We start from the raw sequence: 15,997 nt of genomic DNA, 5'->3' as shown, positions 1-15,997 counted from the left end.
GATTACTCCTCCGATGCCGCGGCAGCGGCCTTTTCGTTCAGAATGGTTTTGACGCGGGCAGCATTGCGGCGGGCCGCTTTGATGCCGGCAGTGTTTTCCAGCTGACCGGTTGCCTGTTGAAAGCGCAGGTTAAAGCTCTCTTTCTTCAGGTTGGCCAGTTCCTCGCGGAGCTGGTCCGGGGTCTTGTCACGCAGTTCTTGGGCGTTCATCGCCTTTTTCCTTTGCTCAAAACACCAGAAGGCCCCTTATCAGGGTCACCTTTGACCTGGTGGATGAATGATAGACATACGAATCCCCCGACTCAGCCGGGGGAACGCAAGATGCCGCTCTATAGGGGGTTCAGGGGTGGGTGGCAAGGGAAAGTTTGGTAAAACGGAAGCCACTGGCAGTTAGGACCAGTGGCTCCTGCGCAAATCAGACTACGACCTCTAGCTTATCGAGAAAAAGTTCCCCTTCAAACTCTATTGCCAACGAGTCAAAATCATCCGCCGACTCGAGTTCTAGTTCATACCGTAGCGGACCTACGAACACTGCACGCAGGCATACATCCCGAAGCGATGCCTTAAGTTCCACAAGACGTGTTCGGCCTGTAATGCCAAAAGGCCCCTTGTCGAAGAAATCGTACCTGTAGTTAGCGCAAGGTGCCCAAACACCAACATTCGCAACGAGTGTCGGCTTTCCAGGCGGTTGCGCGTTTATCCAAGCAGAAACTGACGTGACATCGACGCCCGAACTGGGCGTTGGTACTGTTGTTGCTTCGACAGAAATGTTAGGTATCGTCGCTGATCCAACCCCCCTGACTTTGCCGTCCACGGTGACAAATGCCACGACTGAGGTCTTGCCAATGGTAATTGGCAGCCAGCGCAATTTGAATTTCAGCACCTGTGGCCCTTGAACGCATGGCCCGTCCGTTGACTTGATATTCAGTGTGATCGGTTCAGCTTCTGGAGACGTAACATAGCCATCCGGCACTCCGAGTTCTCCCCCCAAACTTGCATAACAACCGGTTGGGACAACAACGATAGCTTCGACGTCGTATGTCTTCAGGTCCGCGTTTATTTTAATTGAAACTAGAGGCTTAAAATAGCTCATTGCACTTCTCCTAATCAGGACTAAAAAAGTGCAATTCAAAATATCACAATGAGAGCTGAAAACAAATTCCAAATAGAAAAGGACACTCTAGAACTCGGTTCGAATTCCGCTCAAAACCGTCCGGCTACTCCCACTTAAAATTATAGCTGATCCCGATCCGATTTTCCTCCGCCATGCTCATCAGCACCTCGTGGCGCAGCCAGCGACTACATTAGTCTTTCAAATTGTTCCACAAACGCAAAACGCGGCCTCGTTTGCACGAGACCGCGTCTTCAACTGTCTAAGTCTGAGTGACTTACGCCAGAGCGATGTTCACAGCTGCCTCACGACCGTCACGGCCGGGCTCGATGTCGAATGTTACTTTCTGGTCGTCGGCCAGGCCAGTCAGACCCGAGCGCTCAACAGCCGAGATGTGCACAAACACGTCTTTGCCACCGGTCTCCGGTGCGATGAAGCCAAAACCTTTAGTTGCGTTGAACCATTTTACGGTGCCATTGGCCATATCCGTATTCTCCTATTAAATTGCTGTCCGCGGGATTGCGACAGCGCGGCGTGGTCGGTCTGGATCGAGAGACTGAACGCCAAAATTCAGGAGACAGTGGTCGAAAAAGAAAAACGTAAGCGTGCCCCACATGGTTCATGGCCGCTCACATTGCAAGGTTTTTCGACAACGCGAGGTGAAATGTGATTGGCAGGAACACCGCCTGTTCGCCGCGCAATTGCTCTGCTGGTCCAATTACCGTACGGGGAACCGGGGCTCATTCCCACTTGTAGTTAAAGCTAACACTAATCCGCTCTTCCTCGGCCATGTTCATCGGCACCTCGTGGCGCAGCCAGCTTTCCCACAGCAGGACATCGCCCACCTGCGGTTTCATATAGATGAACGGCTGCAAGTCCCGCCGTCCATCTTTTAAACGCGTAGGTGCCGCCATCATGCGGCCCGAGCGGGGATCTTCCAGCTTCAACGCGCTGGCCCCTTCTGGCATCGCCACATAAGTGGTGCCCGAAATCACACTGTGCGGGTGCAGGTGGCTGGAGTGCATCCCGCCCTCGGGCAGGATGTTAATCCACAGGTCCTCCAGCTTCAGCTCGCCCTCGCCCAGATCAAACTCCAAATCCTTGGCAAAGGCCGCCACGTGTTTATCCAGAGCCTTGACCAATTCGGCAAAGATCGGGAACCGCCACGGCAGATCGGTCAGCGAGGCATAGCTGGTGTAACCAGGATAGCCGTTCTCCTCACACCATTCCTGCCCGGCCTCATCATCCTCGGCAATGACAAGGCAAGAGTTTTCCAGCTCTTCTGGGTCGATCTTGGGACCAAACTCGGACAAAGCTGCGCGATAAAGACGGGTAACGAAGAGTGATTCAATCTGGGCCATAGGCTGGGCATAGCCCAAGCTCTGATCCAAGGCCAGCCCCAGCCAACCCTTAGTTTTTGATTGGCCCCGAGCCGCAGCGCGGGATCGGGCGCCCGCCATCCGCGTAGGCCAGACACATGACAATCTCATCCGGTTTCGGCGCGTCGGGAATGCTCAGCGTCATGGTATCGAAATGGTCAAAGGACCACGGATTGTCCTTGTGTCCGAGGGGCAGATCAATCGCACATCCCGGTGCCCCAAGTTTGGCATTCGACGGGATGACGGCTTCACCTCCACCTGCTGATGCGCGCATTGGAGCGCCGAGTTTCGGATGGATCAATGCGCCACCTTGTTCGAGATCGCCATTCGCACCCACAATCGCTGCTTTACCGTAGGAAATCGGCGCTCGGTCGAGTTGAGAAACAGCCTCGGACGCTAGGTCTGCCCCAAGCATTCCTCCAATTTCAAAAAGCTCGGACAAGTCTTCCGAGAATTTACCGGCCAGCGGGTTTTGTATGACAGCCAAAGCTGCAACTCGGCAGACCGGAGCGCATGGTTGCCCAAACTGGTCGGTGGTTATGACCTCTTTGACAAAAACCTTTTTGCGTAGCTGAAACATACAACCCTCCCATTCACTCTGGGCAGATTATGGGGGCTATGGGCAAAGGTCGACTTTTTTCACTCATCAGTGGGATGGATCGCAAAAGACTAACACAATACCCCCTGCCGGCGTCCTGACAGGGGTCAATCTTGTCACGAACGAGTGGTCCCCAGTCGCTTACCAGTCTTAGGGAACCTAAACACAGGTCTTGATCGGCAGCTTTATAGTGATCCGACTTGAGCTTGCATGCCCAGAGATCAACTGAAACTCTACCCAGACGTACTTTAACCGGCTTTGCAGTGACCGGAGTATCTTGGAAGATGCGAATCCAGACACGCCCTATTTCTTCAGCAAATCGGGCCAGAACTCGTTTGCTTTTTCAATATTGGCATCAATATCGCTGGCCCAGATGCGCCGCACCTGCGGGCTGTAATTCAGATACAGTTTTTCGTCCCAGATGCGCCATGCGAACGGGTCGACATCGGCCACCGCATTCTGGCTGGCCGCATAAGCGCAATATCCGCCATATTGAGGAGCATACTTTGCCGGGTCAGACAGAAAAGCCTGACGGTTTTCTTCACTCTGAAACACCCAGATGGCGCCATTGTGCTGAGCCGTGATTTCAGGATCGCCCTTTTGCGGATCACCGCCTTGCCAATAAGTCATGACGTCATATCCGTTCATCGCAAGCTTGTTGAAATACCCTAGGTTCACCTCGGGCGACGCGGCCCAGGTTTTTGCGGGGGCGACCACGGTACCAACGGCCATCAGAAACAACAGAACGAAATGGCGGAGGGTAAAACTTGGCATCAGTATCCTACTCGATGGCAGAGAGGGTTCGTCCGACTTTAGCCACGCCTGTCTGCCGATTGCCAGTCACGAGTCTGTAAACCGGCATGTGGCCATTGATGGTTTAAGTCCCATAAACTGCGTCTGAAACCGAGAACGCAAAACCCCCGCCGGTATCCCGACGGGGGTCAATCTTTTAGCGAGCGGGGTAGCCCCCCAATCGCTTACCAGTCTTCGCGAACCACAACGCGAGTCTTGATCGGCAGCTTCATCGCGGCCAGGCGCAGGGCCTCGCGGGCGATGTCGTCATTGACGCCGTCGATCTCGAACATCACGCGGCCAGGCTTGACTTTGCATGCCCAGCGGTCGACCGAACCTTTACCTTTACCCATACGAACTTCGATCGGCTTTGCAGTGACCGGAGTGTCGGGGAAGATGCGGATCCAGACACGACCCTGACGCTTCATGTGACGCGTCATGGCACGACGTGCAGCTTCGATCTGGCGTGCAGTTACACGCTCAGGCTCAAGAGCTTTCAGGCCGTAGGTGCCAAAGTTCAGATCAGAGCCGCCCTTGGCGAGACCCTTGATCCGGCCTTTGTGCATCTTGCGGAATTTAGTACGCTTTGGTTGAAGCATATCTTTCCCTCCTTAGCGACGACCGCCACCAGCACCACGAGGTGCAGGGCCGTCCTGGAGTTCCTGTGCTTTACGGTCACGTGCCTGCGGATCGTGCTCCATGATCTCACCTTTGAAGATCCAGACCTTGATCCCGATGATCCCGTAGGGGGTCATCGCTTCGGCATGTGCGTAATCGATGTCGGCACGCAGGGTGTGCAGAGGCACGCGGCCTTCGCGGTACCACTCGGTCCGTGCGATTTCGGCGCCGCCCAGACGGCCAGCGACGTTCACCCGGATACCCAGGGCGCCCATGCGCATGGCGTTCTGAACCGAACGCTTCATCGCGCGGCGGAACGAGACGCGGCGCTCCAGCTGCTGAGCGATGGACTCGGCAACCAGCTGCGCGTCAAGCTCGGGCTTGCGCACTTCGACGATGTTCAGGTGCAGTTCGCTGTCGGTCATACGAGCAAGCTTTTTGCGCAGAACTTCGATGTCTGCACCTTTCTTGCCGATGATGACACCGGGACGTGCAGTGTGGATCGTAACGCGGCACTTCTTGTGCGGACGTTCGATGATCACACGGGCAACACCGGCCTGCTTGCACTCTTTGTTGATGAACTCACGGATCTTGAGGTCTTCCAGCAGAAGATCACCGTAGTCCTTGGTGTCGGCGTACCAGCGGCTGTCCCAGGTGCGGTTGACCTGCAGGCGCATGCCGATCGGATTTACTTTATGACCCATTAGGCTTGCTCCTCAACTTGACGCACCTTGATGGTGATCTCCGAGAACGGCTTCATGATCTTGCCGAAACGGCCACGGGCACGCGGACGACCACGCTTCATGACCAGGTTCTTGCCAACCCATGCTTCGGCGACGATCAGCTCGTCAACGTCCAGGTTGTGGTTGTTTTCGGCATTCGCGATTGCGGACTGCAGGCACTTCTTGACGTCCTGCGCGACACGCTTGTTCGAGAAAGTCAGGTCGGTCAGAGCCTTCTCAACTTTCTTGCCGCGGATCATTTGCGCAACCAGGTTCAGTTTCTGCGGGCTGGTGCGAAGCATGCGCGTTTTCGCCATTGCTTCGTTTTCAGCCACGCGGCGGGGGTTCTTTTCCTTGCCCATGACTTACTTCCGCTTCGCTTTTTTGTCTGCGGCGTGACCGTAATAGGTGCGAGTCGGCGAGTATTCACCGAACTTCTGACCGATCATGTCTTCCGAGACGTTTACCGGGATATGCTTCTGGCCGTTGTACACACCAAAGGTCAGACCCACGAACTGGGGCAGAATGGTGGAACGACGCGACCAGATTTTGATGACTTCGTTGCGGCCCGACTCGCGCGCTGCTTCGGCTTTTTTCAGCACGTAAGCATCGACGAAAGGACCCTTCCAAACAGAGCGAGACATAGATTAACGTCCCTTCTTCTTGGCGTGCCGCGAGCGGATGATCAGCTTCTGGGACGCTTTGTTCTTGTTGCGGGTACGCTTACCCTTGGTGTCCTTACCCCACGGAGTAACCGGCGTACGGCCACCCGAGGTACGACCTTCACCACCACCGTGCGGGTGATCGATCGGGTTCATTGCAACACCACGAACCGACGGACGAACGCCCTTGTGGCGCATACGACCGGCTTTACCGAGGTTTTGGTTGCTGTTGTCGGGGTTGGAAACGGCACCGACGGTGGCCATGCATTCCTGACGGACCATGCGCAGCTCGCCCGAGCTCAGACGGATCTGAGCGTAGCCGCCATCGCGGCCAACGAACTGAGCGTAAGTACCGGCCGCACGTGCGATCTGACCGCCTTTGCCAGGCTTCATCTCGATGTTGTGGACGATGGTACCGATGGGCATGCCCGAGAACGGCATTGCGTTGCCCGGCTTGATGTCGGCCTTGGCGGATGCCACGACTTTATCACCAACAGCCAGACGCTGCGGAGCCAGGATATATGCCTGCTCGCCGTCTTCGTATTTTACCAGTGCGATGAATGCGGTCCGGTTCGGGTCATATTCGATCCGTTCGACGGTTGCCGCGACATCAAATTTATTCCGTTTGAAGTCAACGATCCGGTAGAGACGCTTTGCGCCACCGCCGCGGCGGCGTGAAGTGATCCGTCCGGTGTTGTTCCGGCCGCCCGATTTGGTCAAACCCTCAGTGAGAGACTTGACCGGACGTCCTTTCCAAAGCTCCGAACGGTCGATCAGCACCAGCCCGCGCTGGCCCGGCGTCGTCGGCTTGTACGACTTAAGTGCCATGCTTTCTGTCTTCCGTTTAGCAAGTGCAGGGGGTTTCCCCGCTATGTGATAGGCCCCCGTAGGTGCCAAGGGTATAGGGCCCCGAAGGTCCCCGGTTACAAATATCAGAGGCCCCGGAACGAATCCGAGGCCGCAAGATTGGGTGCATTTAGCAGTGTTGGGGGTGGGTGTCTATAGGGTAAACCAAATCGTTTTATCCAAAATGGCTGACCAATAATTAGCTTTTTGGCGTCAAGAAGGTTAGCACTTCTAGTCATACTATTCTATGAACTTGCCTCGGTTTTCTGAGTAACTGCAGGGTGAGCTTGTGGAAGAGCACGCAATACATGGCGTCCATTCCCAAACTGCCCCAAGGCTCTTAACAACGCTCGTGGGTTATGTAAGCGAAACTCCACCAAAGATATCATCACTCTCCACACCTCCATCGGTATGTTGAAGCTTCCAGTTCCATCAAGATTAGGAACGATGAACGAAGTTCGACTGATTAGACCTTTGTCTAGCAAGCTGATCGCTATTTCTGAGTCAGGTTTAATGTTTACTGCCCTGTCTTCGTTTGCGAGAGCCACACTGAGAGTCACAACCTCGCCCAGCTCTAGGTCCAACAACTTTTTCTTGACCTTTCGCCTTCGAAATGGGGCTGCGACACCTGTTAAGGTGTTTCGGAGAAACTTGAGGGTCCAACCGCACAACAGAAAGAGAGCCTTAACCACAGAGTTGAAAGCCAGACACCCGCAGACAATGAATATCACCCTCGCCAGCGGCAGCGCCGACTTAGGGAGCCCTACAAATCGCTCAGGCCAATTGTAATCAACTAGGAGAATCGTGCCGCTAATAGCCAGTACAGTCCACACGGCTTTCCCCGGTGCCTCAACTGCTGCTTTCACCTGCTCAATGTAGTTCACGTTTGCCCCACTGAATTCTGAGCTACTTATTGATTGCTTCACGTCGGTCTAAACGAAATAAGCTATAGTCGTACAAACACAATTGCACTGTCCATCCCGCCTCAACATCTAGGACGCTTTTGAATTCGCAGCATGAATCCAGCGCGGAATCAAGGCCGAAGGCCGCCGCGCCAGCGACTGCCCGTCCCGGCGGGCTGGCGCTTTGGGGACGCTTACGCCTCGCTAGGAATTCGGATGTATCTGGCACCATAAAGCACATTGATCAGACGTAGCAGCGCCATCCCACGGGCAGTCGCTGGCGCTGCTCATCGCTCCGCACGGGTGGGTCCGATCAGTGATGGGCAGTGCCTTCATCCGTATAGCGCGCGGGCCTCGGCGAAGGACAGCAAACGACGGCTCTTCTCATCCCACAGATGCAGGCGCGCGTTGGCGAGGCTCTCTCGGATGGTCATCTGGTTGCTGTTTGCCAGCTCATCATGATCGCGCAGCACTTCGGTCAGGCGATAGAACGGAATGCGGCTGTAGAGGTGGTGCACATGGTGGATGCCGATATTGGCGCTGAACCACTGCAATACCGACGGCAGGATGTAGTGCGAGCTTCCGTGCAGAGCGGCCTCGTGCAGTTGCCAATCCTTATCGGGATCCCATTGGGTCTCTTCGAATTGGTGCTGGACGTAGAACAGCCAGACGCCGGCCGCCGCGGCAATCAGGGTCGAGGGCAGGAAAATCAGCAACATCGGCATCATGCCGCCAAAATAGTAGATGGCCCCTAACACGATCAGAATGGCCAGATTTGTGACCATCGCGCTGACCCAGAATTTCGGAATACCCGTCAGGCCAAGCGGCAGCCGGTTCTGAAACAGGAACAGATACCCGGGACCAAAGCCAAACAGGGTAATCGGGTGCCGATACACCCGATACCAAAATCGGTTCATCGACGTCATCGCACGGTATTCGGCCACCGTCAGCGTGTGGATGTCACCCATCCCCCGCTTGTCCAGATTGCCCGAAGAGTTGTGGTGCGTGGAATGCGTACGACGCCAGACATCATAGGGCGTCAGAGTCAGCACTCCGATCACCCGCCCGACCCAGTCACTGACCGTTCGGTTCGTGAAGAAAGCCCCGTGCCCGCAATCGTGCTGAATGGCAAACAGGCGCAACAGGAATGCCGCGTTGAGGACTGAGACTGCAAAAGCAAGCCAATAGCTGACGGACAGGAACATCCACGACACTGCCCACAATGCGATGAATGGGATGATGCTGACGCCAAGCTCGAACCAACTGCGCAACTGGTTCGGTTCGCGATATTTGGCAAGCGTCGTCACCCAGTCACGCGCGGCGGTCACATCCGGCTTTGCCGAGGTCGATAGATTGGTTTCCGTCATGTGCCTGCCATATCTTTTTCTTTCAGCACACCGGATAGACGACCACACCGACATAGCAACCTGATTCTGGACCAATCGCGACGTTTGGCGTTCAATTTATGGTGCTGCCGCTCAAAAAAGGCCTCCGAAGTCACGGAGGCCTTGTTCGATTGTCCGATGCCGGGTCAGATCTTGGCAAGTGAAATCGCCGATGGCGTCATCCGTTCCACGTACATATGTGTTTTTTGACGCCAGCCCAACGGCTCGGTCGACCGTAATATTAGCCGTCCGCCTTCATCTCGGTTGCAATTATGATGCTGATCGGCCCGGTCGAGAAGGGCCCCACACCGAACTCCATGTGGTCAATCTCGCCCTCTGCCGTGAATGCCACCCAATCGCCCGCGTAATATTCGATGGCGCTGCCCAGCGGGTGCTCGCCCTGATGGGTCAGAGTCGCCTTCAAGGTCACGGGTTTGGTCACGCCGTGGATGGTCAGGTCACCGGTCACATCCGCCGTGGTGTCTCCGGTCCGCGCGATCCCGGTGCTGACAAAGGTGATCTCGGGGTAGGTTTCGACCTCAAAGAAATCCGCCGACTTCAGGTGGTCGTCCAGCGGGCCAAAGCCCGACGACAGGCTGTTTGTGTCAATTGTCACGTTCAGGGTCGATGCCTCGACATCATCCGCGTTCAGGTCCAGCACGCCTTCGGCCTTGGTGAACTCGGCATGCTGGTTGGACACGCCTGCATGGCTCCAGCCAAAGCGCACCTCAGTATGCCCCTGGTCGGTTTTGTAAGTCTGCGCAAAGGCCGGGGTGACGGCGACAGCTACGGCAACGGCTGCGATCATAGATTTGAAAGTCATCGTGATGTTCCTTTCATCTGCAATGGGGCTGGTTTTTAGATGAATTTTCATCTAGTTGAATTTGTAGCCAACAGCAATAAGATTTGGAGCAAACACAAAGTTGTGAAGAACGATCTGCCAACCCCATTGGAAACAGACATCTGGGTGGCCATGAACCGGACAACCCGGCTTATCCAATCAGAAATCAGTGCAGCCTTGAAAGATGCGGGCCTGCCGCCCCTGAAATGGTATGACCTGCTTTGGTCGCTTGAGCGGCACGGAGGAAGGCTGCGCCCTTTTGAACTTGCTCAAGACACCATTTTTGAGCAGTCGAACCTGTCTCATCTCAGCAGACGGATGGTTTCTGAGGGGCTAATCGAATTCGTATCTTATGCCGGAGACAGGCGCGGTAAAATGCTGCAGATTACAGACAAGGGCAAAGAGCTGCGTAAACGTATGTGGAAAATCTACGGACCGCTGCTGCATGAAAAGATGCGCGCACTTAGCGGTGCCGAGGGTTGGCAAGCGTTCCTTGCGTCCGCAGGACGTCAGGCGGATTGAACGAAACATCAAAGACCCAGATCGACGATCACCCCAATGACCGCCTGCGACAAAGTGGTTCAGATTCAACCGCAATGCGCTGCTTTAGTTTGATATGGCCCAACACCTCGCGAAAAGCACGGTGCCTGGGTTTCCCCTCAAGATAATCCGCCAGCTTGAGCAGGTTGATCGGATGCTTCACAATCAGCGCTTCGACCCTCTGCACTGCGTCATCCAACTCGTAATGGTCGATAAACTGACAGGCCACCTGGGTCGGCGTTAGCAGGCAAAAATCCTGCGGCCGTTTGTCGGTATAGCGGATGATATCGAAGGGCGACGCCCCAAGGGCGTGGAACTTGGGGATGTACACGCGCATATCAGCCTGCGGATGTTCTAGTACCGTGCCCGAGATCTGACGAAACCCCAGCGGCCCAAGCTTGCCGAAAACATGTCTCCGCATCGCCGGAGAAACCATGTCGACATCCGCCCTGTCATATTTCAGATCATCGAATACGGACAAAAGCCCGAGATTTTCATCAGCGATCTGAAAGTATTGCTCGGCGCTGAAAGCCCGCATCTGCCCCAGTAACTGATTGCGATTGGCTTCGGTTTGGGACCCTGAAACTGCGTCATCGGCAGAGCCCACTGAACCCATAAAAAGCCCCAGCAAGCGCTGGTTAACGGACCCCTGCTTGCGCGCATAACGGTCCGAGTTCACAGAGATTGATTTGCTTCCTCCACGTTTGTTCATTTGACCGTACCTATAATTTCCGAAGCATTCGGCGCATCAGTCAAAACGCTTGGGCGTACCACCCCATAGTCACCGCCCGATCAACAGAATGATCTTCAACCTTTTGCCCCGTTCACTACTGAAGATAACGCAGTCCGCTCCCCTGTCACGGGTTAGCGGCGAAAGAACGCCGGTAACAAAACGCTAACGGCCTGCCGTCAGATACCCGTTCCTGCCTTGGACATGGCAGCTTCCTGACCCAAACGTAAAAAGGCTCCGCCCACCATTCGGGGGCGAAGCCTGATCATGTTCTCACCGCTTGGTGTAACCGGGTCAGAGACCGGTCGACACGTCGATGGTGTTACCCTCTTCCAGGGTTACATATGCTTTTTTGACGTCTTTCCGACGGCCCAACTGGCCGCGGAACCGCTTGACCTTGCCTTTGGTCACGGTGGTGTTCACCGCTTTGACCTTCACACCAAACAGCGCCTCAACGGCCTCTTTGATCTGCGGTTTGTTGCTGTCGATCGCCACTTCAAAGACAATCGCGCCGTTCTCGGACGCCATGGTCGACTTTTCGGTGATGATCGGCTTGCGGATCACGTCGTAGTGTTCTGCCTTCGCGCTCATTTCAGACGAGCCTCCAGTGCTTCGACAGCCGCTTTGGTGAGCACCAGGGTGTCACGCTTGAGGATGTCATAAACGTTTGCACCCATCGACGGCAGGATATCCAGACCTTCGATGTTGCGCGACGCCTTCAGGAAACCTTCGTTCACGGTCGCGCCGTCGATGACCAGAGCGCGTTTCCAGCCCAGGTTTGCAACCTGTTTGGCCAGAGCGGCGGTCTTGCCTTCGGCTTCGGCGTTCTCGATCACAACCAGTTCACCTGCCTTGGCTTTGGCCGACAGAGCGTGGCGCAGGCCAAGCTTGCGGAACTTCTTCGGCAGGTCGTGGCCGTGCGAACGAGGGGTCGGGCCTTTGTAGATACCACCCTTGCGGAAGATCGGCGCGTTGCGGTCACCGTGACGAGCGCCACCGGTGCCCTTCTGGCGATAGATCTTCTTGGTCGAGTAGCTGGTTTCCGAGCGGGTCTTCACCTTGTGGGTGCCGGCCTGCGCGTTGTTGCGCTGCCAACGGACCACACGGTGCAGGATGTCCGCGCGCGGCTCCAGGCCGAACAGGTCTGCATCCAGCTCGATGTTGCCGGCTTTGCCGCCGTCCAGATTGATTACATCAAGTTTCATGCTTCACCACCTTCCGCGGGTGCTTCTTCCGCAGGTGCTTCGGTTGCAGCCGATTTCACAGCAGCCGGGAAAGGCAGGCCTTCCGGTGCTTTCTTCTTGACGGCGTCCTTGACGGTGACCCAGCCCGATTTCGGTCCGGGAACGGCGCCTTTGATGAAGACCAGACCACGGTCGGCGTCGGTTTTGACGACTTCCAGGTTCTGGGTGGTAACACGGGCAGCACCCATGTGACCGGCCATCTTCTTGCCTTTGAACACCTTGCCCGGGTCCTGACACTGACCGGTCGAACCGTGCGAACGGTGGCTGATCGAAACACCGTGCGAGGCGCGCAGACCACCGAAGTTGTGGCGCTTCATCGCACCGGCAAAGCCTTTACCGATCGAGGTACCCGAAACGTCAACTTTCTGACCTTCCAGGAAGTGTTCTGCCGAAATCTCAGCACCCACTTCAATCAGGCCATCTTCGGAGACGCGGAACTCGGCCAGCTTACGCTTGGGCTCAACCTTTGCAGCGGCATAGTGGCCGCGCATGGCTTTCGAGGTGCGTTTTGCTTTGGCAGCACCGGCGCCCAGCTGAACGGCGGTGTAGCCGTCTTTGTCAGCCGTACGCTGTGCAACGACCTGCAGGTTGTCCAGGTGAAGAACGGTCACAGGAATCTGCTTACCGTCTTCCATGAACAGGCGGGTCATGCCAACTTTTTTTGCGATAATACCAGAGCGCATAATCTATACCCTCCGATCTTACGACTGCAGCTTGATCTCGACGTCCACACCAGCAGCGAGGTCGAGCTTCATCAGCGCGTCAACGGTCTGGGGGGTCGGATCAACGATGTCGAGCAGACGCTTGTGCGTGCGGATCTCGAACTGGTCGCGGGATTTCTTGTCAACGTGAGGGCCACGGAGAACCGTGAACTTCTCGATCTTGTTCGGCAGCGGGATCGGGCCGCGCACGTTCGCGCCGGTCCGCTTGGCAGTGTTGACGATCTCTTGCGTGCTGGCATCCAGAACGCGATAGTCAAATGCCTTCAGCCGAATACGGATGTTTTGGCTTTGCATATTAACAGCCTTTTATCAGGCGTTGAGGTTGAGAGGAGGACAAGCGCGCATCGCCAACCCTCTTCGAACCCAAAAGGCGGGAATCACCCCGCCTTAACGTTCTTGTTGAGAACTCGCGCGGGATACAGGGGTGTAGGGGGTTTGGCAAGGGGGATTTAAAAGCTCATTGAAAAAGTAATTGAGCTAAGGCTCAGAGCTTCGCGTTTCTAAGTCCAAGATTAGGTCACTTACTTTACGGTCTCTGAATTGCTCAGGGTGCTTTCGTGATGTCGATACACATCACCAAGAATTGCTGCTGGACATTGTAGAGAAAAATCTTCCAAAACATCTCTACAATAGGCAGACGCACGCAGAAGGAAAACCAACTCGCTTTCGTCTACGAACGGCTCATCTTGCGGAATCCGTTTTCCCTCATACTCGGACCAACTAAGGTTCGAGAACACTGGCAGAACACCAAGCGATGAAGGAACAAAACGATCAATGCATGCTCTCTGATCAAGCTGCGAAACTTCGGTATCAACAACCAATACGAACCCTCGCACCTCATTCTTCTCGTTCGCGCCCCAAGCTGCAAAGCATCCAGCACCTTGAACAGACAATCCTGAAGACAGTAACCGTCGAATCTCCGGTTTTGCGTTTGAGATATCAATATCAATGTCACGGCCAATATAGACTTTGGTCGCATTTCTTGCCTTATCGTCTTTCAATCGACCAAACAACAGCGCATAGTTTGTTTCCGGTCCGATACTGCCTTTAGGCAGAAACCAGTTGCCCGGAGATCCAGGTAACGAGATTTGTGTTTTTGCATGCTCCCCCAGAAATTTGAGCATTGATGCCGAATGGAATCCTAGCTCAGCAGGAACGTCCCCAACTGCTTCAAATGCAATTCCATCGGGCCAATGAGTCAACGTCATGAGGTCCGCGTTTTCACGGATGTATCGATTTGTCGGAACAACTAAATCCGAGGATTCTTGGCCATTCACTGATGTTGCGAGGAATACCAAGCAAACAAGGTTCCTGAGTACTGTCATTCTATGAAACCCTCGGCAGAACGCGTGCAATATTTCCGCACAATACCGTGATGCCAAACCATTCAGACCGGGCTTTAGAATCAGTGGTTCCCCGAAAATACGCAAGCGCAAACTTGGACACAGAACACCGCGCGGACGCCGCAACGACAGCTTCACCTCTCTGACGCTGCGCCCTAGGAGGAGCCGCTAACCCTCAGGCGGTCGGATCGTCACATATCGAGGCGCAATGACCTTGTCATAAAAAAGAAAGAACAGCGGCGTCAGCACCATCGACAAGGCAACGACAATGATCAAGGTGTTCGCCAGATCGGCACTCAGCACATGGGTTGCGACCGAGAAGGACAGCAACACAAACCCGAACTCCCCGGCCTGTGCCATCCCCAGCGCAAACAGCCAATTATTTGCACCGGACACGCCGAACAATCGGCCCAGAGCAAAGAGGATCACCGCCTTTATAGCCATCACCCCGAAGGTCAGCGAGACGACCAGGCCTACATTATCGACCATCAACCTGAAGTTCACCGAGGCTCCTACGCTGACAAAAAACAACCCAAGAAACAGCCCCTTGAACGGAGTGATCTCTTTTTCCAGCGCATTGCGATATTCGCTATTGGCCAACACCACCCCGGCGATGAACGCCCCCAGAGCCGGTGTCAGACCAACGGCCATCATCAACACGGCCACACCGACCACAAGGGTCAGAGCCATGGCCGTGAACAGTTCAGGCAGATTAGCAGACTCAACATATCGGAACACTGGCCCGGTCAGATAAGCACCGCCAACAATCACCAGAATGATCGAACCAAGTGTGACAAGCGCCCTCAGCCATCCCGGCATGCCTTGCACAAGATTCAGTGAAAGCCCGGTGCTTGTCGTGGGCCCGTGACTGACGGCCCCGCCCCCCATCGCGGCAAGTTCCGGCAGAGCCAGTAGCGGCAGAAGCGCCAGAATTGGGATCACCACTATGTCCTGCATCAACAGAACCGAAAAGCTGGATTGCCCTCCGGCTCCCATCAGCAGCCCTTTTTCATGCAGTGTTTGCAACACGATAGCCGTGGACGACAGTGAAAATATCAACCCGATGGTCAAGGCCGACTGCCACGGCTGCCCAAGCGCCATCGCCAACCCCATTACGGCAAGAGAGGTACAAACCAGTTGCAAACCGCCCAACCCCAAAAGCCTTTTACGCAAATCCCAAAGTTTCTTTGGCGCCAGTTCCAGACCGATCAGAAACAGCATCATGACAACGCCAAATTCGGCAAACCGCTCAAGACTGCCGACATCAACACTCAGCGCCGACAAGACAGGGCCGAGCAGCATTCCGGCAATCAGGAAACCCAGAACCGACCCAAGGCCAAGCCATACGGCGACCGGAACAATAGCAATGCCCGTCCCGAGAAGAATGAAAGATAGAAAAAGATAGTTTTCCATATAGGTTCAAATATTGCTTGTGGAGCTATCTTACACAAGCAGCACAATTCTGCGTGCCTTGGAACCGATGTTCAAACATAAAAAGGGCGCCCCAAGGGACGCCCTTTCTTTGAGTATTGGCATAAGCGCCTTACTCGATGATTTTCGACA

At 55.1% G+C, this 15,997-nt stretch carries 21 protein-coding genes; 1 reads left to right on the top strand and 20 read right to left on the bottom strand.

The features are described 5' to 3' along the window. Nucleotides 1–2: 2 nt before the first annotated feature. The 13 genes from rpmC to GOX21_RS15655 all read right to left on the bottom strand — a co-directional run bounded on the left by rpmC (nt 3) and on the right by GOX21_RS15655 (nt 9,837). Nucleotides 3–209, bottom strand: coding sequence for a 50S ribosomal protein L29 (gene rpmC, locus GOX21_RS15715; protein WP_010437082.1), 207 nt, complete (start codon nt 207–209; stop codon nt 3–5). Nucleotides 210–414: 205 nt separating this feature from the next. After that, on the bottom strand, nt 415–1,092 hold the full coding sequence (locus tag GOX21_RS15710) for a hypothetical protein (RefSeq protein ID WP_170378412.1): 678 nt from the start codon (nt 1,090–1,092) through the stop codon (nt 415–417). Nucleotides 1,093–1,387: 295 nt separating this feature from the next. After that, on the bottom strand, nt 1,388–1,594 hold the full coding sequence (locus GOX21_RS15705) for a cold-shock protein (protein WP_170351679.1): 207 nt from the start codon (nt 1,592–1,594) through the stop codon (nt 1,388–1,390). A gap of 256 nt (nt 1,595–1,850) precedes the next feature. Further along, nucleotides 1,851–2,471 carry a 2OG-Fe(II) oxygenase family protein gene (locus GOX21_RS15700; RefSeq protein ID WP_170378604.1) on the bottom strand — a complete coding sequence of 207 codons (621 nt, stop codon included), beginning with the start codon at nt 2,469–2,471 and terminating at the stop codon, nt 1,851–1,853. A 49-nt stretch (nt 2,472–2,520) separates the two neighbouring features. Further along, nucleotides 2,521–3,069 carry an amino acid synthesis family protein gene (locus tag GOX21_RS15695; RefSeq protein ID WP_170378411.1) on the bottom strand — a complete coding sequence of 183 codons (549 nt, stop codon included), beginning with the start codon at nt 3,067–3,069 and terminating at the stop codon, nt 2,521–2,523. Between the two features lie 321 nt (nt 3,070–3,390). After that, nucleotides 3,391–3,861, bottom strand: coding sequence for a YHS domain-containing (seleno)protein (locus GOX21_RS15690; protein WP_170378410.1), 471 nt, complete (start codon nt 3,859–3,861; stop codon nt 3,391–3,393). A 203-nt stretch (nt 3,862–4,064) separates the two neighbouring features. Beyond that, a complete protein-coding gene (gene rplP, locus GOX21_RS15685) occupies nt 4,065–4,478 on the bottom strand; it encodes a 50S ribosomal protein L16 (protein ID WP_058283513.1) in 414 nt (137 codons plus the stop codon). Nucleotides 4,479–4,490: 12 nt separating this feature from the next. Beyond that, the gene (rpsC, locus tag GOX21_RS15680) at nt 4,491–5,201 is read right to left on the bottom strand and encodes a 30S ribosomal protein S3 (protein ID WP_008758042.1); all 711 of its coding nucleotides are present in this window, start codon (nt 5,199–5,201) and stop codon (nt 4,491–4,493) included. After that, a complete protein-coding gene (gene rplV / locus GOX21_RS15675) occupies nt 5,201–5,581 on the bottom strand; it encodes a 50S ribosomal protein L22 (RefSeq protein WP_039538267.1) in 381 nt (126 codons plus the stop codon). Before rplV ends, rpsC begins: the two co-directional genes overlap by 1 nt. A 3-nt stretch (nt 5,582–5,584) precedes the next feature. Further along, nucleotides 5,585–5,863, bottom strand: a complete 279-nt coding sequence (rpsS, locus tag GOX21_RS15670) for a 30S ribosomal protein S19 (protein WP_005980699.1) — start codon at nt 5,861–5,863, stop codon at nt 5,585–5,587. A 3-nt stretch (nt 5,864–5,866) separates the two neighbouring features. After that, entirely contained in the window at nt 5,867–6,709 is an 843-nt protein-coding gene (gene rplB / locus GOX21_RS15665) for a 50S ribosomal protein L2 (protein ID WP_008757664.1), read from the bottom strand. A 1,252-nt stretch (nt 6,710–7,961) separates the two neighbouring features. Further along, nucleotides 7,962–8,996: a fatty acid desaturase gene (locus GOX21_RS15660; protein ID WP_170351683.1), complete on the bottom strand. Its 1,035-nt coding sequence runs from the start codon at nt 8,994–8,996 to the stop codon at nt 7,962–7,964. A gap of 259 nt (nt 8,997–9,255) precedes the next feature. After that, on the bottom strand, nt 9,256–9,837 hold the full coding sequence (locus GOX21_RS15655; RefSeq protein WP_170351684.1) for a YceI family protein: 582 nt from the start codon (nt 9,835–9,837) through the stop codon (nt 9,256–9,258). Between the two features lie 102 nt (nt 9,838–9,939). Here GOX21_RS15655 and GOX21_RS15650 point away from each other — a divergent pair, with 102 nt between their 5' ends. Further along, entirely contained in the window at nt 9,940–10,377 is a 438-nt protein-coding gene (locus GOX21_RS15650) for a MarR family winged helix-turn-helix transcriptional regulator (RefSeq protein ID WP_368040029.1), read from the top strand. A gap of 28 nt (nt 10,378–10,405) precedes the next feature. Here the strand turns inward: GOX21_RS15650 and GOX21_RS15645 are convergent, their stop codons facing one another. The 7 genes from GOX21_RS15645 to GOX21_RS15615 form a co-directional block, all read right to left on the bottom strand. Then, a complete protein-coding gene (locus GOX21_RS15645) occupies nt 10,406–11,107 on the bottom strand; it encodes a hypothetical protein (RefSeq protein ID WP_170378408.1) in 702 nt (233 codons plus the stop codon). Nucleotides 11,108–11,419: 312 nt separating this feature from the next. Continuing rightward, entirely contained in the window at nt 11,420–11,716 is a 297-nt protein-coding gene (locus tag GOX21_RS15640; RefSeq protein WP_170378407.1) for a 50S ribosomal protein L23, read from the bottom strand. Further along, nucleotides 11,713–12,330, bottom strand: coding sequence for a 50S ribosomal protein L4 (gene rplD, locus GOX21_RS15635; RefSeq protein ID WP_170362268.1), 618 nt, complete (start codon nt 12,328–12,330; stop codon nt 11,713–11,715). The genes GOX21_RS15640 and rplD overlap by 4 nt, the downstream gene beginning before the upstream one ends. After that, nucleotides 12,327–13,052: a 50S ribosomal protein L3 gene (gene rplC / locus GOX21_RS15630; RefSeq protein ID WP_170351686.1), complete on the bottom strand. Its 726-nt coding sequence runs from the start codon at nt 13,050–13,052 to the stop codon at nt 12,327–12,329. Before rplC ends, rplD begins: the two co-directional genes overlap by 4 nt. A gap of 18 nt (nt 13,053–13,070) precedes the next feature. Beyond that, entirely contained in the window at nt 13,071–13,385 is a 315-nt protein-coding gene (gene rpsJ / locus GOX21_RS15625) for a 30S ribosomal protein S10 (RefSeq protein ID WP_008756422.1), read from the bottom strand. Between the two features lie 227 nt (nt 13,386–13,612). Next, entirely contained in the window at nt 13,613–14,299 is a 687-nt protein-coding gene (locus GOX21_RS15620; RefSeq protein WP_170378406.1) for a hypothetical protein, read from the bottom strand. 303 nt (nt 14,300–14,602) lie between these two features. Then, on the bottom strand, nt 14,603–15,847 hold the full coding sequence (locus tag GOX21_RS15615; RefSeq protein ID WP_170378404.1) for a cation:proton antiporter domain-containing protein: 1,245 nt from the start codon (nt 15,845–15,847) through the stop codon (nt 14,603–14,605). Between the last annotated feature and the right edge of the window lie 150 nt (nt 15,848–15,997).

The organism is Ruegeria atlantica (assembly GCF_013032005.1).
Lineage (GTDB): Bacteria > Pseudomonadota > Alphaproteobacteria > Rhodobacterales > Rhodobacteraceae > Ruegeria > Ruegeria atlantica_A.
The sequence above is the reverse complement of the archived record's forward strand: the minus strand, read 5'-3'. Positions and strand labels throughout refer to the sequence as shown.

Excerpts from the sequence above, each read along its gene's own strand:
- rpmC (WP_010437082.1), bottom strand. The coding sequence starts at position 209 with ATGAACGCCCAAGAACTGCGTGACAAGACCCCGGACCAGCTCCGCGAG.
- GOX21_RS15710 (WP_170378412.1), bottom strand. The coding sequence starts at position 1,092 with ATGAGCTATTTTAAGCCTCTAGTTTCAATTAAAATAAACGCGGACCTG.
- GOX21_RS15705 (WP_170351679.1), bottom strand. The coding sequence starts at position 1,594 with ATGGCCAATGGCACCGTAAAATGGTTCAACGCAACTAAAGGTTTTGGC.
- GOX21_RS15700 (WP_170378604.1), bottom strand. The coding sequence starts at position 2,471 with ATGGCCCAGATTGAATCACTCTTCGTTACCCGTCTTTATCGCGCAGCT.
- GOX21_RS15695 (WP_170378411.1), bottom strand. The coding sequence starts at position 3,069 with ATGTTTCAGCTACGCAAAAAGGTTTTTGTCAAAGAGGTCATAACCACC.
- GOX21_RS15690 (WP_170378410.1), bottom strand. The coding sequence starts at position 3,861 with ATGCCAAGTTTTACCCTCCGCCATTTCGTTCTGTTGTTTCTGATGGCC.
- rplP (WP_058283513.1), bottom strand. The coding sequence starts at position 4,478 with ATGCTTCAACCAAAGCGTACTAAATTCCGCAAGATGCACAAAGGCCGG.
- rpsC (WP_008758042.1), bottom strand. The coding sequence starts at position 5,201 with ATGGGTCATAAAGTAAATCCGATCGGCATGCGCCTGCAGGTCAACCGC.
- rplV (WP_039538267.1), bottom strand. The coding sequence starts at position 5,581 with ATGGGCAAGGAAAAGAACCCCCGCCGCGTGGCTGAAAACGAAGCAATG.
- rpsS (WP_005980699.1), bottom strand. The coding sequence starts at position 5,863 with ATGTCTCGCTCTGTTTGGAAGGGTCCTTTCGTCGATGCTTACGTGCTG.
- rplB (WP_008757664.1), bottom strand. The coding sequence starts at position 6,709 with ATGGCACTTAAGTCGTACAAGCCGACGACGCCGGGCCAGCGCGGGCTG.
- GOX21_RS15660 (WP_170351683.1), bottom strand. The coding sequence starts at position 8,996 with ATGACGGAAACCAATCTATCGACCTCGGCAAAGCCGGATGTGACCGCC.
- GOX21_RS15655 (WP_170351684.1), bottom strand. The coding sequence starts at position 9,837 with ATGACTTTCAAATCTATGATCGCAGCCGTTGCCGTAGCTGTCGCCGTC.
- GOX21_RS15645 (WP_170378408.1), bottom strand. The coding sequence starts at position 11,107 with ATGAACAAACGTGGAGGAAGCAAATCAATCTCTGTGAACTCGGACCGT.
- GOX21_RS15640 (WP_170378407.1), bottom strand. The coding sequence starts at position 11,716 with ATGAGCGCGAAGGCAGAACACTACGACGTGATCCGCAAGCCGATCATC.
- rplD (WP_170362268.1), bottom strand. The coding sequence starts at position 12,330 with ATGAAACTTGATGTAATCAATCTGGACGGCGGCAAAGCCGGCAACATC.
- rplC (WP_170351686.1), bottom strand. The coding sequence starts at position 13,052 with ATGCGCTCTGGTATTATCGCAAAAAAAGTTGGCATGACCCGCCTGTTC.
- rpsJ (WP_008756422.1), bottom strand. The coding sequence starts at position 13,385 with ATGCAAAGCCAAAACATCCGTATTCGGCTGAAGGCATTTGACTATCGC.
- GOX21_RS15620 (WP_170378406.1), bottom strand. The coding sequence starts at position 14,299 with ATGACGTTGACTCATTGGCCCGATGGAATTGCATTTGAAGCAGTTGGG.
- GOX21_RS15615 (WP_170378404.1), bottom strand. The coding sequence starts at position 15,847 with ATGGAAAACTATCTTTTTCTATCTTTCATTCTTCTCGGGACGGGCATT.